We start from the raw sequence: 15,634 nt of genomic DNA, 5'->3' as shown, positions 1-15,634 counted from the left end.
TCTAGTTTAGCGTTGCCCGCGCATCACTCATTCAAATACATTTCCGCCATATCATCTAATTTGGCTTTTACTTCTTTCCAATTCGGCATTACTTGGGTTAACAAACGCCAGAATCTTTCGCTGTGGTTGTGCTCAGCTATATGGCAAAGCTCATGTAATATCACGTAATCAATACATTTTTTAGGCGCTTTAACAAGGTGCGGATTGAGCATCAAGTTGCCTTTAGTTGAACAGCTTCCCCATTGCTTTTTCATTGCCATTACACGAAATGAAGGAATGCCTGTTACCCAAATGGCTTTTGGAAGTAACTCAGCTAGTCGCTCATGAAAAATTGCTTTTGCTTTGTGTTGATACCATTTGTCGATTAGCGGTTTAATTTTAACCAAACGATCATCAATATCTTTACTAGCTTCATGCTTGATTGTTACGTTCAACTTGCCACGGCTTAGTTTTACGTTAGGTACTTGCCCAGCATCATTAATAATTTTTAAGACATAGCGCTTACCGAGGTAAAACTGAGTTTCGCCACTCACATAACGCTTAGGTAAAACGGTATCTTTTTGTTTAGCAAATTCATCAATGCTTTGCCAAACCCATCTGGCACGCTTATAAACGGCTTCCTGAATAGCCTCATCACAGGCATCATGAGGCACAGTAACTACAACACGTTGGTCAGGGTGAACCTTAATAGTTACCTTGCGTGCTGTTTTTTTAGCATCATCAGCAGGCTTGGTGTTACGAATAACATCATAGTGAATGGTGTCGTTACCATAGGTAAAAACACCACGTTTATTGGTTGTTGGTCGGCTTTCTTTTCCGCAAATTGCGGCAGAAACAGCTTGCTTATTCACTTTCATTAGCCTCTTGATAAGCCGAGTCGAGTGATCTTGAGTACTTCTTCAATTAGCTTTTGCGCGTTATCAAGGCCAAGTTCAGCAAATAACATAGGTAATAACTTCATGTGGATTGCATTTTCAATTTCCGCATGATTAATGGAATACTCAGCAACAGCCGTATTGACTACATCATCAATACTAAATGCCAAGGCAACCAACTTATCATTGTCCAATGATTTTTCATTTAAGAAGTTAGCATCAAATAGGTGCTTGAATAAGCCAAAGTAAGCTTGGGCATGTTTATTCAACTTGCCTGAGTCATCCACAAACTCATCAGGCATATCTACAATCTGTCGCTCTTTTACTTCCTGTTCAAAATCCGCGAAGAGGATGTATTGCTTAACGGGCGCATCGAACATCGCTTTGGCATCTTCAATCGCCTTTTTAAGCATTTTAGAAAAATACTCTTGAGCATAAGGATCATCAGCTAAGTCTTGCTCAATCATCTTAGTTATTCGACCTGTGATTTTATCGGTCTGGTTACGAGCTTCGTCATCGCTCATATCCTGTGGCTTAACGTCTTTTCCTAAATTTCCGACCAAATACGCACCGTCAGGCTCTTTAACTTCAATACCAGCAATGTGCTTGTCTAGAAGACTGCGAATATCTTCAGCGTATTCGTCATAATTAATGGTTTCGTCAGCATCTTCACGCACTTGTTTGCGCAAATCGACAAAGGCTTTTAGATCACGTTTGTGCAAGTCACGTTTGTTATCGAATGATTTATCTTCAAAGTAGGTTGCTGATTGCAATGCTACTTTCATACAGTTTGAAAATGCAGTTAGAGCTGAGTAAAAGTCATCACGCTTTTTTAGGTTGGTATCGACAAGCTTGCCATCGACATCTTGCACTTTAGGCGCTAACGCTTGGCGAAGTGCTGGGCCATCTTGCTTGTTTTTAACCCCATCAAATATCGCCCATAAATCGCTGTGCAGCCCCGGAAGCTTTTTGTATTCCGTATCCATTCGGTTATACAATCCTTTTAGGTCATCAATATCAAAGCCGCCTTGGGTGCGCTCAGCAAGGTCTTGGTACTTCTCAATAGTGGTATCAAGCTCTTTTAAAATGCCTCGGTAATCAATTAAGTATCCAAACTGTTTTTTACTATGCAATCGGTTTACACGGGCAATCGCTTGAATAAGGTTGTGCTCTTTAAGGGGCTTATCGATGTAAAGCACTGTGTTCTTTGGTTCGTCAAAGCCCGTTAGCAGCTTATCAACTACGATCATGATGTCTGGGCCATCACCTCTACCAAAGTCTTCAATAATGGCTTTGGTGTAGGCTTTTTCGTCCATTTTATTAACGTTAGCCTTCCACCAATTTTGCACTATGTCCTTACTTTCTTGATCAACCGCTTCGTGCCCCTCACGAGTATCTGGAGCCGACATCGCCACAACCGATGTTACCGTGCCTATTTTATCCAATGCCTGCTTATAACGAATTGCAGAGGCTTTAGAATCACAAGCTAGCTGACCTTTTAAACCTTGCTGTTTAAAGTTCTGGAAGTGGTCGGCAATGTCGTATGCGATTAATTCAATACGACCTTCGGTTTGGTATATCTGACCTTTTTGAGAAAACTTCTTCTTTAGGTCTGTCTTTTGCTTATCACTTAGTTTGCTAGTGCTGCGCTCAAACCAAGCGTCAATGGCTTTGTCATTAACGTTCAGCTCTGGAATACGCTCTTCATACAAAAGAGGGGTCACGGTTTTATCCTCAACCGCTTGCTGCATGGTGTAGCTGTGGATGATCTTACCGAATTTATTTTCGGTTTTATCGTCCTTTAACAGTGGCGTACCCGTAAAAGCAATATAGGCAGCTTTAGGCAGCGTCTGCTGCATACGGATATTATTTTCACCGTTTTGACTTCGGTGGCCTTCATCCACAAGTACAATAATGTTTGGGCTATCGTTGTAGCATTCTTTGTATTTAATCGCTGAGCCAAACTTATTAATGATCGAGAAGATAACTCGCTCATTTCCTTTACCAATTTGTTCCGCTAAACGCTTGCCAGTCGTTGCCATTGCATCTTTTTTATCTCGGTCAGTTAATACACCACCAGATGCGAAGGTTCTGCTTAGTTGATCTTCTAAGTCCACACGGTCTGTCACTATGATCACTCGGCATTGTGCAAGCTCTTCAAGCCAAATAAGTGCTTTGGATAAAAACACCATAGTAAATGACTTACCGCTACCCGTGGTGTGCCAAATAACACCACCTTCACGAGCACCTGAATCATCAAACGTATTAATGCGTTCAATAAGTGCTTTTATGCCAAATACCTGTTGGTATCGAGCGACAATCTTGCCTGCTTTTTTATCAAATAAGGTAAACAGGCGAGTCATATCAAGCAAGCGCTCTGGGCGGAGTAAGCTGATAATAAGCCTATCTTGATCGGTAACGGTTAGGTCACCTGCTGCAACCAAAGATAGGTAGTCATCTTTCGCTTTAGCAGGACGATGATTAAATAGTCCATCTATTTGTTCATCGCTCAGTTTATGATTTTTTAACCTGACAAATTCCGCTTCAGGTATTTGCTCCTCTTTCCACTTCGCCCAGAACTTTTCAGGAGTGCCGCAGGTAGCGTACAGACCTTCATGCCCATTAACTGCTAGTAGCAATTGGCTATAAGCATACAAGTGAGGTATTTCAGTCTGACCTTGATTGCGAATGTGCTGCGAAATCGCTTCAGCGTTAGTCGATTTACCTTCTTTGTTTGAATCTGGGCGTTTCGCTTCAATCACTACTAATGGCAAGCCATTCACAAAGCACACAATATCTGGAATGCGATTACCAGTGCCTTCGGCATTTTGCACCACTAACTCTTCAGTAAAATGGAATTGGTTATTATCAAGATTGTGCCAATCAATAAGCTTAATGGTGGGGGAGGCTTTTTTTCCGTCTATAAATTCGGTAACGCTAACGCCATACATTAATGCATTATAAATTTTCTCATTAGCCGCTTTTAACCCTAAGTTCATAGCAGGGTTTAGCTCATGCATCACCTTATCAATAGCCGCTTCTGATAATGAATGTTGCTTACCTGCAAACGAAAACGTCTGTTTCGCTAAGAAGGCACGCATTACAGGGAGTAAAATCACTTGATGAGTGCTTTTCTTTTCTCTTGCTAAGGTATTGCCACGCAGCGCTTCGCATTCACCTGGTGGAATAAAGGTGTAACCTAGATTCGTTAACAGCGTAAGAGCTGGCAATTTAGCGCTGAATTCTTCTTGGAAGTTTAAGTGGTTATTCACATTACTCTCCCTGTAACAATTTAAAAGTTTTTTGATGTATAAAGCTTTTACAAGAACGGTAAATTGTCAGTAAATTAATCCCAAAGAAACTACCCAACATATTGAGCACAAATACGATCAGTATCGCTGATGTAGTTATGCTTAATTTTTGATACTCAGGAGAAATGTATTGGGGTAATAACTCCTTTGGCAAAGCTAATAACGCTACCCAAAGTACCACCCCTGCAAGAGAGAGGGATAATAGTATTGAAGGTATAAATGAAACTACATTTGCTATTTTTCCATGTCTCAACTTCGTTGCTTCAAGTTTAGAATCTTTCCCGTCAATGTCGCTTTGAAGCTTAGATATTTCTAGCTCTTTTTCTTCAATGTGTTTCTTCTTTATAGCCTCAACAATGTCAAAAACATCTTCATCTGAAAAATTCTCGCCCACATCGACAGAGACATCGTGAACCATACCAAGTAGATCTGAATCCCATCTCACTTGAATTAGGTCTTCCTCGGTAATTTTTTTACTTTTCTCTAGTTGCTCAAGTTTGGCTATAAAACTTTTCCAGAATTTATCATTGGTATAAAGCAAACCGTAAGCAGATGAGATGATTTGTTCCATTGGAAGATTGCCAAATAGCTCTGGCTTCTTCAGCCAGAACATTGCTGTCATCCATTGTTCAGAAACAATTAAAGGAATGGTCTTTTTGGGTATTTCTTCTTCAAAAAATTTATTAGCTGTTGTAACTAGTCCTGTATTTGGAGTTACAAAAACTGAGAATGACTGATCCAGATCAGAAATCAGTTTCCCCTCACGCATATTGTAAATGCGTGAAATACATACGGTATCATGCTCTAAATTTTTCGATTCTTTGAAATTTGTCGATATAGCTTTTTCAAGTGCTATCTCATCACACTGGAATTGTCGCTTAGCTTTAAAACCGTACTTTACAGCTATCTCCATATTTTCTAACGAAGATTTGAGTAGCTTTATTTCTGTGTCTAATCTAGCTGAGTCATATCCCAAGTGGCGCAGAAGCTCTAATGTTTTGGTATTGAATCGCTTGTAGTTTTTTCGAGCAAGATCATCTTTCCAAGCTGAAAGCAACTGCTCCGTTTCATCTAAAGTTTTATCAAATACACAAAGGTTAATACCAACATTTTTAAGCAGAGTAACAAATTCTTTTAAAGAGTTTTGCTTTTGCAATCCGCTAAAGCCTAAAAGACCCACGACAATTGGAGTATCAAGGTATACTGTTAAACTTTGATAATTACTTTTAGTCCCTATCTTGTCTGCAAAACATAAGTAGTTTGCCAGTAACATGCCTTTCACGATTCGTGAAAAATGATCTAATGAAGACGTTTTGTTTTTATGAATATGACTTATGAAAGATGCGGTAACATGGTCCGTGTTCTTTAGCTTTTCTTTAAGTTCATTTTTTTCGAAAGCTTTCGCATCTGAAACGCTAGCTATGTTTTTATAAATGAACTGTTCAATTAAAATATCGCACTCGTTTGGCGATAACTCTTTATCAAATTTGTTTTTTGCGAATTCAATGAAATCTTTTCGCAGTAATTCTAACGATACCGCTATATCTTCTTTCTTTTCGTGATAACCATTCTTCCACTGGTTAACCTTCTCAATATTTGGAATGAAGACATGATTTTCTCGATGAAGTAGTCCTCTTTTTTTAGCTCGCGTTATAAAAACTTTTATCGCTGAGATTGGAGGTTTAAAGCCAAAGGATTTTGCCAGCTCATCTTGAAGAATTTCAGGAATAATCTCTAATTTACCTAGATCAGACAAAGTGACCGCAATAAATGGCAAAAATAAATCTATTTCATCTGAAATTTCATTTGCTTTTAAAGACTCTAATAGCGCTAACTGTACTAAAGGACTACTAATTTCCATTAGGCAACACACTCCTTATTGTTGATTTTTACCCTACGCTTACCTGTTAACAACTGTTGCATTAACGCTTTTTTCTCTTGTTTTAAGTCAGCAAGTTGTAGCTCTAACAGCTCGATTTCCTGATCAGCATTACTAAGAACCGATGCTACTTTTTGTTGTTCAACTAAAGTAGGTGGAATGTTTACTTTGAACAGTTTCAAATAGTCAGTGGTAACACGCTTTTGTCCTGCGGAACCTTGCATGTTCATTTCTCCTCGTACTCGAAACTCTCTTGTTTGAGATATGTAGTAAATGAACTTTGTGCAGTTACCTTCTCTAGCTCGCAGAACGTGAAACTCTGTTGAGCCAAAACCTATACCATTGTGAAGGTTATCAACATAAGCACCTTTGCCGTTTTCAAAACAGGGTGTTATTTTCGCGACAAGGCAATCTTGATTCTCAAAAGACGTAAAGCCTTTTGATACTTCATCATATCGTTTTAGTTCGTGCCTTATAAGTTTGGTATCTTCAGAAACTGCATCCATTGGGACAAATGAAACTAGCCCATCAGCAGGCTTAGCTGACTTCTTCGGATTTACAAAACAAGCTTCCTCCATATGAACTTGCTTCCACTCACCCTGAAATTGTTTACCTGACTCATCAAGTAGGCGTTTTTTGCCAGTGAGCAGTTGTTGCATCAGGGCTTTTTTTTGCTGCTTACTGTTGTCGATTAAGCGCTCGGTGGTGCTGATTGCGTTATCCCAAGTGGATAGGATTTTGGCGATTTTGCGTTGTTCTGGGAGTGGTGGTAAAGGAAATATCATTTCAGATACAACGCCCCAGTCAGCCCTTGGCATTTTTGAACCAGCGGACTTATTTGCTTCTGAGATAAATTGATTCGTTTGAACAAGCTGAAATAAATATGGGTTAATAATCTTCTTTGTTGGTGAAAAAACCCATATCTCTGATGAGCAAACTCCATCAAAATTTGGTTGAGCAAACTTTCTCAAGTATGGCCTCAACTTACCGAAAATTACATCTCCAGCTTTAAATTTGTTTTTGGTACTTCCTAGGTTGGAAGCTGGTACATTGCCAGTTAATTGCCCTGTTTCCTGAACTATGTGCTCTAATTCAATACAAGGAAAGCAATCTGTCGATTTCTTTGGGTCGTATTTACTTTTTGATAATTTAACAACCTCACCAAACGCTTTATGTTCCCATCCATTAGGCACCATAACCCAACTCCTTTAAGTAGCCTTCCATTTCTGTCTCTAGAGTTTGCAGTTCGTTTTTAAGCTGGACACGCTCAGTGCGTACTGCCACTAAATCAATCTCAGCTTCTTCTTCGAAGGTATCAACGTAACGAGGGATGTTTAGATTAAAGTCGTTTTCTTTAATTTCATCAAAGCTGGCAAGGTATGCGTATTTCTCTACGTTTTCACGAGCCTTGTAGGTGTCGATGATCTTTTGAATATTATCGTCAGTTAGCTGGTTTTGATTTTTGCCTGACTTGAAGTCACGACTGGCATCAATAAACAACACATTGTTGTCTGTTTTGTGTTTTTTGAATATCAAAATAGCTGCTGGAATACCTGTACCAAAGAACAACTTTTCTGGCAGGCCAATCACGGTATCTAGCAAGTTTTCTTCAATCAGTTGTTGGCGGATTTTGCCTTCGCTTGATGCTCTAAATAACACACCATGCGGCACTACCACACCCATTCTTCCGCTTTCCGGTTTTAGCGTTTCAATCATGTGGCTGATGAATGCATAGTCACCTTTGGTTTTCGGTGGAATGCCACGTCTAAAACGCCCATATGGGTCGTTGCTGGCATCATCATGGCCCCACTTATCTAATGAAAATGGCGGATTTGCCGTTACTACATCAAAGTGCAGTAAGCCGTTTCCGTCTTTCTCTTTTAGTAGTGGGTTACGAATGGTGTCGCCCCATTCAATGCGGTGGTTATCTTCACCGTGTAGGAACATGTTCATTTTGGCGAGCGCCCAAGTTGAGCCAATCGCTTCTTGTCCAAACAATGCGTATTTTTTGGAGCCAGAGTTTTTACGCACCATCGCGCCACATTTTAATAGCAGCGAACCACTGCCTGTACATGGGTCGCATATTTGGTCGCCTTCGATTGGCTCTAAAACCGTTGCTAGAAGGGTTGAGACCTCTGGCGGGGTATAGTATTCGCCAGCGGTAGCGCCACTGCCAGCAGCAAAATGCTTGATAAGGTATTCGTAGGCATTACCGATGATATCTAAGCTACCCACACGCTCTGTGCTTAGGTTTAAAATATCTTTACCAAAGTCTTCTAGTAAGTGACGAAGTAAGTCGTTCTTTTGCTTTTCTTGGCCTAATCGGTCAGTATTAAAGCTGATGTCTTGGAAGACGTTTTTAAGCTTGCTGCCGTTAGCTTCTTCAATAGCGTGTAAGGCTTTATCGATGCGCTCACCGTTACCTGCTTCATAACGCTTTTCGTATAAATCCCAAAAACTTGCGCCTTCTGGCAATACAAAACGCTGCTTCGACATCATGGCATGAATAAGCTCTGGATTATCACCATATTGCGCAACTAATTTGTTGTATTCGTCTTTATAAACATCAGAGATGTACTTTAAAAACAGCATGGTGAGGATGAAGTCTTTGTAAGTATCGGCACTGATCACACCACGGAAGGTGTCACAAGCGGCCCATACAGCTTTGTTGATATCGTCCTGATTGATTTGAACATTGTTTTTCATGTGTATCTATTCCCAAATTTTATTTAATTTTTCTTCGGCTATTCAGTAATCAAATGCCTAGCTCTTGCAATGCAATGGCTTCTAATTGTTGTTGCCGATTTTGTATTAACTTTTTCAGTGTCTTTTGCTCTTTTACGCCACATTGATGTAGTGCAGTGAGCCGGTTTTGCTTTTCAATCTCTAGTAGCTTAATTGGTACGCTTTCTAAAACCTGTCTTCGAATACTCAAATACATAGAACCTTCAGCGGTTGTTTTAAAATAGCGCTGTGCAGCTTGTTGATTTAATTGCCAACACAGAAAGTTAGGTGAAATTAAAGCACGATATTCAGGCTTCAATCGCACTAGAAAAAAGTGAGGCGAGCAGACCGTTTGCTCTTTTATATTTTCAACTAGAACACAGTGGTGTTTTGCACCTTTTGCTACAAATAGCACATCTCCGTTTTGTAACCAGTCGGGTTGCTTTTTAGTTTTTAAGTGAGTTTTAACAATACTATCGTGGTTAATTTCGCCCGTTATTTCAGTATCCCTAACCTGGATGACATTGACTGTCCCATCCGTGTATTGCTTGATTGAGCCTCTGAATGGATGCCCCAAGCGAATATCAGCGAGTTCATGGAGTAGTAAGCTCTGTGCAACGTGCTTTGTTTGCGCTTTCATAAGGTCTCAGTTTTACCTTTACCAACACTTTTTCATCTTCTAAAAGCTTTCAAAAACGCGCGGCTTGATTGCTCTAAGTTGCGCAACTTTTTGTCTCTGATGGAAGCTTCATTCGTCTTGCAATGGTGGATTATCTTAAAGCATACGTCAATTTATTTTTGCAGTAACGGCATACTGCAATTTTGCATTTGACTAATGCAAAATTTGCCGCTATATTTTTTTGCAGTATTTAAATGGAGCAGTTTATTTGAGTGTAATCTACCCTAATATTGTTAATCGAACCGTTAATCTAGGTAGTCTGCCTTACATTTCTGATGTTAATGAGCAAGGTTATCGCGAAGTTATGTTTCACGAGGACCGTTTTATTGAGCGTTTTCCAAGAGTGTTATCACTTAATAGGCTACAGGATGCTCTTGAAATAAATTTGTTCCTTGAGCACAGGTATAAAGGTTTATTCATGCCCCCTAAGCGAGGCGGAAACAAGAATCCACTTGGTGGTGTGTCACTTGCAACCGTGCAGTCGTTAGCGAATTCTATGAGTTTATTCTTGCAATGGGTTGAGAAGAATAATGTGGACTGGCAAGAGGTTTATGCTGTGAGTGACAGCGATAAAGCAAAATACTGGTTGCCTGTTTATCGGTATCGCAAGCATCTTATAGAACAAGTGATTTCAAAGGGTATTGAGCGAGATACTGCAAACCTGTACATCAACCATGTGAGGCAGTTTTACGAGTGGGCAAGAAAGCAAAATAGAATTGATAAAGTGCCATTCAAATACAAAACCAAGATTATTAAGAAAAAGCGTAAGGACGGCGGTTTAGACTTGCTATTTACCGATTACGGTAGCGATGAAAAAGGGTTTACCATTACCACCACTGACTTACTGATCCCTAAAAAGTACAAGCAAAAGAAACCAGGTGATGCGGGTTTATCGCCTTATAGCCAAGAGGAACTTAAGCTGCTCTATGCTAGCAGAGAGCTCGCAAAGCAAGGTGCTAAATTGCGAGTGGATTTAGCAGTGCAATGTGGCTTACGTGCAGAAGAAATAGCGACTTTTAGCGCTAGTCATGTTGTTGATCCTGCCTTGGGTAATAAAGCAATTTATTACTTAACCATAATCGGCAAGTACGATAAGGAGCGCACGATAATGGTGTCAAAAGGCTTGATGACATCACTTTGGCGTTATCGTAATGGCAAAGAGCATCAAGATAGATTAGCTAAGTGGCAGCTTGAACATGGTAACTGTGATGATGCTCCTCTGTTTCTTAATCGCTCTGGTAATTTCATGTCTCGTAAATCTATCGGCAATGTGATCTCAAAAGTGCGTAAGGAATTAACGCCATTCGGGAAAACACTAAAACGTGATTTTCATGATTTACGTTCAACTTTTGCAACAAACCTTGCTGGTTTCCTAATTCATAAGAATCTGCCCATTGGCTTTGTGCAATACAAGTTAATGCAGTTGATGGGCCATGCGGATTTTTCAACGACTCAGAAGTACATCAATTTCGCTCGATCACTGACATTCGATAAGCAAATGGCGAGTTGGGTAGATAAGTTATTTGGAGAACTTGTTGAGCCTTTACAAGAGGCGGCATTTAATCCTGGTTTTTCAGGAGAAGTAAATGCTTAATGGTGTTCTAACCTTTTCTCGCTTAGAAACTCAGTTGAGTGAAAATGTGACTGCTGAAAGCAGTAAGCGCGTAAAATTACATATCCAATTTTTTAAACGGATACTGATGCGATATGAAGTTTTACACGGTCATTGTCATAGGCTGGTTAAGGACATTAACTCGTTAATCGATAGGGATTATTGGCTCAAGTTAGAGGTAAAATCAGCTTATCTTGAGCCTAAAGATGACGTCCTATTCAGACGTTGCTTATTTCATTTTGCCAGTACGATAAGTGAAGTAAAATCCAGACCCAGTAGCGTATTTGTTTTTGATACTAACATTGATCTATTAAATTGGTATCGAAAAAATTTCGAGTTAGGAAGTGACTTACATGAGGCTTTAACTAACTGGAACTTGGAGTCTGGTTTAGCTGGTAGTACAACTAGGTTCTATGCACAGAAAGCGCTGATGTGCTTACATCTCTTGTTTGATAAAGCACCGAAACTAGCTGATTTAATATCAAAGCATGGTTTAAGTTGGTTTAGATCGAGTCAGCACTTTAAAAATGTCTTTCATGAACACCAAATAGAAGATCGGAACAAAGTTCTTCAATCAGCTTTACTTTCAGTGCTTAGAGTAAATTACCCAAAGCGCTTTTCAACAGTCAAAATTGCAATCAATAGAAAGTCTATTGACGTAACTGATTTGGCACAGTCAGAACCGGTTTTAATCAAACAACTTCAGGCCGTTGCAGATTCTGAAAAGTTTAAGGGAGACTTAGAGCATAGCATTGAGGCTATGACCAGGCGGTTTTTAGCTATTGTTACTAGTATCCGCCGGTTTTCTGAGGAAAAACCTGATGCATTCAAAGAGCATGGACTCGATAACTTTAAGGCAAATAATTTTTCGCTATTGAAAGAAGCTAAAGCTGCCTTAAGGAAAGACCAGTTTTCAGAGCTTTTACTGGTGGTAGAGCAACATTTAGGCGAGAAAATACACCGTCATGACTATATCGCTCATTTATTGCCGTTTTATTTTAAACGATACGAAAGTTTCCGATGCATCGACTATAGTGAGGTTGCTTTAACTTGTCCTAGCTTGATGCTCGAAATTGAGCAGTTGCACCGATCAGAAATAGCGTTATTGCCTGAAAAAAATTATAACATCGAAACTCTTCATTCTAGATTTTCTAAACTCAAGCGCCTAATAGTTAATTATCTGATTCCAAATTATAAAAAAGAAGTTTTAGAGCATGGGTTTCTATGTTTAGGCATGAACCAGAGTTCTATCCAAAAAGCTATATTTGAGCAACTACAAGGTGCAGTTAAAAGTAAATCTATAAGTATTCGTAGTGGTGCATCATATACGGAAACAATGCGATGGCTTATGACTATTACAGGCCAAGAGACGATAGAAGCTTTTAAAATATCTTACAAAAGGCATCAGCGTCACGCTAGGAGGTTAAGAATTGAAGACTTATACAGCGACAGTGAGTTGAAAGAACTCATATTCTTTATTGAGAAAGGGATTAATGAGGTTCAGAACTCCAAGCAGTTACTGGCCTTATACTTCGCTCGAATTCAAATTAAAAGCTGTTGGAACACATCGCCAATGGTTGATATTGAATTGAGTGATATTACCGATGTAACCCTACCGACTGCACAAAAAAGTATAACTTTACTGCTGCAAAAGCCAAGAAAAGGGTATGACATTGATACTTACTCTTTGGATGGACGAGCTGTAAACAGCGTAATGCGTGATATTTTATTTGTTAGAGATACTATTACTAAAGATTACCGAAACCTCGCAGCTCCTGCTGTGCAACCGTTCTTATTCATTGCCAAAGAAAAAACAAATGTAAGCCGAATCAAAAGTGGAACCATTGTTTCATACATCAAAGCGTTATTGAAAAGGTTAGGCTGCCGTGTTGCATATAACTCTATGCGGATTCGAAAAAGTGGTGCTAACCATATTTATCGCGATGTGGCTAAGCAAATGCGAGCTTATGAGGCAGTGAATTTGCATACGTTCGATACTTTCATCAAACATTATCAGCGAATTAGTGAGCAAAAGTCTCAAGAAACGTTACACACAGCAGTTGATGTGATGCAACGTTACTTTACTGGCAGAGAAATAGATTCTGAGATCCGAGTGCTAATGGTAGATGATGGTAGCACACAAAAAACACCTTCTGGACAGTGCTCATCGCGTGGTAATGATGAAGAAGCAAAGCAATATAATAAAACGCACCGACATCTTCAGCAGTCAAAAAGCAACGCATGGTGTAGCGACTTTCTAGCTTGCATTTGGTGCAAACACTTTAGAACAGTTGCTGATCCTGAGCATGTATGGCAGCTATTAAGTTATAAAAAATATGTGCTTTCGGAGATGTCCGCCAGTATTTCCGATATTGATAACAACGAATTTCAGCAAGAAGCAATAAACGCATTACAACAAAGAGTTGACGACATTCTAGTTCAAGTAGCTAAAAGAAGTCAGAGTGCACTAAATAAAGGTGAGGAGCTACTGATGAATAAAGGCATGCACCCGTTTTGGGAGTTTGCAATTACATCAGCTAACAGCTTGAGGGGGATAAATGTCTGACACTTTCACTGCTATAAATCATTGTTTGAAAGTTGACGGTCTCATCCACTTACTCCCTTATGATGAGAAGCGGGTAGAATTACTTTCTTCAATATTGCTATGGAGTTTTATACGCCTAAATAAGGAACAAAAAACACTTTTTGGTGACGACTCTTGGCTTTCTGAAGGTAATAAATTGTCGGTTACTTTTAATGGCGTCGGGGCAGAATTTCAATATCAACTGAAAGCTTTAACACTTGGTATGTATACTCAAGGATCAGGGCAAGGAATGGACCCCCTTAGCTGGGAGACTATTCGAAGAAATATCAGTAATTTGAAACGACTTGCTAAATGGCTTGAGGGATATGGTATTAAGAGTTTTTCTGTATTGGGCTCCCTACCAGAGCTTCGTTTACGCAACATAATTATTGAGCTCGTACGAGTCTCTAACTTGCAGAAGCACCCTTCGTTTGCTCAATCATTGCTAACAGCTCTTTACTGGTTGAAACGATATTCTGTGGTTAAAAATGAGCTGTTTTTTGACTTAACCAATGAATATCTTATGCCATATACGTTGCTTAAAAAACAGCGCAGAAACAAGCATTCTATCATCCCAATACAAGTCATGAAGCAAGCGCTAAAACTATGTGAAGTGCATCTTAATGCCGCTGAGCAAATTATAGATGATTGGTACTTGCTTCAGACCCAACTCAATAACTCTATTTCTACGTTACCAAAAACAGATTTTAAAAAATCTACTCATATAGATGGTCTGAGTAATTATGAATCATCGTGGCTAAACGAAAATCACGAAGCAATAAAAAATCTTCGTAAATATACGTTTGTTCTAGTAATTAGTTATACAGGAATGCGTTATAACGAAGCTTTGGCACTTAACGATGATGCAGCTATTGAGCGTAATGGCAAATATTTCTTAAAGTCCTTTTTATCTAAAACTACTGATGAAATACAATGTTTAGAGTGGATAACCAATGAAGTTACCTACCGCGCTGTAAATCTACTCTCAAAGGTTTGCTCTATCTATCGCCAAAGAGCAGAATTACTTCTTAGGCATCATAGCGATGTGTTACCAACGAAAAGAGCTATTAACCTAGAGTTTGGACTCAAGTCTAAAACTCTATTTGGAACAATACCACACAAAAAAGCGTGTGAATTTTCTTTAAATACTAAATCTGGGAAAAGCTCATTCAATAATTTTAATAAGCTTTTTAGTATACGCCTTAGTCAACAAGATGTTTCAGAGCTGGATCGTATGGACTGTAATTATCAATCAGTTGGCTCAAACCATAGAAATTTCAAAAAGCCTTATGCAGTGGGTGACTTGTTTAATTTCACCGCTCACCAATTTAGACATACATTCGCTTGGTTTATCGTTGCTAATCGCCTCGGAGATCTAGATGACATTAAATATCAATATAAACACCTCGAAAATATGATGACGTTGGTTTACAGCCAGCGAGGTTATGAGTCTATGGAGGAATTGATTGGACTAACTGATAGTTTCTCAGAATTTATGATTTCACAAGCGATGGAAGATATGGTTATCGCAGCCAATGATGGCAGATTAGCAGGAAAAGGAGGCCAAAATTTTATAGCCAAGTTGTCAGAAATTCTTGCAGATGACCTAACCACTGGGAACGCGCCACACTTTAAAAATATGGAAGAGTTGATCACATTCGCTGCCAAGCATACCAATAATTTCAGGGGTGTATCACATGGGTATTGCACTAAGGGTGGGGAGTGCAAGGTTCGCAATGCCGCAGATCCGAGTCACTGTGTAAATTGTGATAGCTACATAGCAACACCTAGACACTTGCCGCATTGGCTGGTTGTTAAAAAACGATGTGAATCGCAACTAGCTACATTTGAGAAGTTTCCGGCAGAAATAAAGCAAAGGTTTAACGCTTTTAGTACAGCATTAAATGACAACCTTGAAGCTGCCAATATCATCATTGACCAGTTAAAGATAAAAGTGAAGGAAGCCTAAT

At 39.4% G+C, this 15,634-nt stretch carries 9 protein-coding genes; 3 read left to right on the top strand and 6 right to left on the bottom strand.

Annotation, left to right across the window (positions count from 1 at the left end; translation table 11 throughout):
* Positions 1-23 precede the first annotated feature (23 nt).
* The 6 genes from PSH41_RS17355 to PSH41_RS17330 are packed head-to-tail and all read right to left on the bottom strand — an operon-like array spanning position 24 to position 9,429.
* Positions 24-857: a M48 family metallopeptidase gene (locus tag PSH41_RS17355; RefSeq protein ID WP_273589578.1), complete on the bottom strand. Its 834-nt coding sequence runs from the start codon at positions 855-857 to the stop codon at positions 24-26.
* On the bottom strand, positions 857-4,147 hold the full coding sequence (locus PSH41_RS17350; RefSeq protein WP_273589579.1) for a type I restriction endonuclease subunit R: 3,291 nt from the start codon (positions 4,145-4,147) through the stop codon (positions 857-859). Before PSH41_RS17350 ends, PSH41_RS17355 begins: the two co-directional genes overlap by 1 nt.
* A gap of 1 nt (position 4,148) precedes the next feature.
* Entirely contained in the window at positions 4,149-6,047 is a 1,899-nt protein-coding gene (locus PSH41_RS17345; protein ID WP_273589580.1) for a hypothetical protein, read from the bottom strand.
* Positions 6,047-7,261, bottom strand: a complete 1,215-nt coding sequence (locus PSH41_RS17340; protein WP_273589581.1) for a restriction endonuclease subunit S — start codon at positions 7,259-7,261, stop codon at positions 6,047-6,049. Before PSH41_RS17340 ends, PSH41_RS17345 begins: the two co-directional genes overlap by 1 nt.
* Positions 7,251-8,771: a type I restriction-modification system subunit M gene (locus PSH41_RS17335; RefSeq protein WP_273589582.1), complete on the bottom strand. Its 1,521-nt coding sequence runs from the start codon at positions 8,769-8,771 to the stop codon at positions 7,251-7,253. Before PSH41_RS17335 ends, PSH41_RS17340 begins: the two co-directional genes overlap by 11 nt.
* 49 nt (positions 8,772-8,820) lie before the next feature.
* Positions 8,821-9,429, bottom strand: coding sequence for a restriction endonuclease subunit S (locus PSH41_RS17330; protein WP_273589583.1), 609 nt, complete (start codon positions 9,427-9,429; stop codon positions 8,821-8,823).
* 247 nt (positions 9,430-9,676) lie between these two features.
* On the opposite strand from PSH41_RS17330, the gene PSH41_RS17325 reads away from it, so the two are divergent.
* Genes PSH41_RS17325 through PSH41_RS17315 form a run of 3 tightly spaced genes read left to right on the top strand, consistent with a single transcriptional unit; the run spans position 9,677 to position 15,633 of the window.
* Positions 9,677-11,062, top strand: coding sequence for a tyrosine-type recombinase/integrase (locus PSH41_RS17325; RefSeq protein ID WP_273589584.1), 1,386 nt, complete (start codon positions 9,677-9,679; stop codon positions 11,060-11,062).
* The gene (locus PSH41_RS17320; protein WP_273589585.1) at positions 11,055-13,646 is read left to right on the top strand and encodes a hypothetical protein; all 2,592 of its coding nucleotides are present in this window, start codon (positions 11,055-11,057) and stop codon (positions 13,644-13,646) included. Before PSH41_RS17325 ends, PSH41_RS17320 begins: the two co-directional genes overlap by 8 nt.
* Positions 13,639-15,633 carry a hypothetical protein gene (locus tag PSH41_RS17315; RefSeq protein ID WP_273589586.1) on the top strand — a complete coding sequence of 665 codons (1,995 nt, stop codon included), beginning with the start codon at positions 13,639-13,641 and terminating at the stop codon, positions 15,631-15,633. Before PSH41_RS17320 ends, PSH41_RS17315 begins: the two co-directional genes overlap by 8 nt.
* Position 15,634 lies beyond the last annotated feature (1 nt).

This window comes from Pseudoalteromonas sp. CST2 (genome assembly GCF_028599385.1).
GTDB lineage: Bacteria > Pseudomonadota > Gammaproteobacteria > Enterobacterales > Alteromonadaceae > Pseudoalteromonas > Pseudoalteromonas atlantica.
The sequence above is the reverse complement of the archived record's forward strand: the minus strand, read 5'-3'. Positions and strand labels throughout refer to the sequence as shown.

Bases quoted from the DNA above. Each gene is read 5' to 3' on its own strand.
- PSH41_RS17335 (WP_273589582.1), bottom strand. From the start codon at position 8,771: ATGAAAAACAATGTTCAAATCAATCAGGACGATATCAACAAAGCTGTA.
- PSH41_RS17330 (WP_273589583.1), bottom strand. From the start codon at position 9,429: ATGAAAGCGCAAACAAAGCACGTTGCACAGAGCTTACTACTCCATGAA.
- PSH41_RS17340 (WP_273589581.1), bottom strand. From the start codon at position 7,261: ATGGTGCCTAATGGATGGGAACATAAAGCGTTTGGTGAGGTTGTTAAA.
- PSH41_RS17355 (WP_273589578.1), bottom strand. From the start codon at position 857: ATGAAAGTGAATAAGCAAGCTGTTTCTGCCGCAATTTGCGGAAAAGAA.
- PSH41_RS17320 (WP_273589585.1), top strand. From the start codon at position 11,055: ATGCTTAATGGTGTTCTAACCTTTTCTCGCTTAGAAACTCAGTTGAGT.
- PSH41_RS17315 (WP_273589586.1), top strand. From the start codon at position 13,639: ATGTCTGACACTTTCACTGCTATAAATCATTGTTTGAAAGTTGACGGT.
- PSH41_RS17345 (WP_273589580.1), bottom strand. From the start codon at position 6,047: ATGGAAATTAGTAGTCCTTTAGTACAGTTAGCGCTATTAGAGTCTTTA.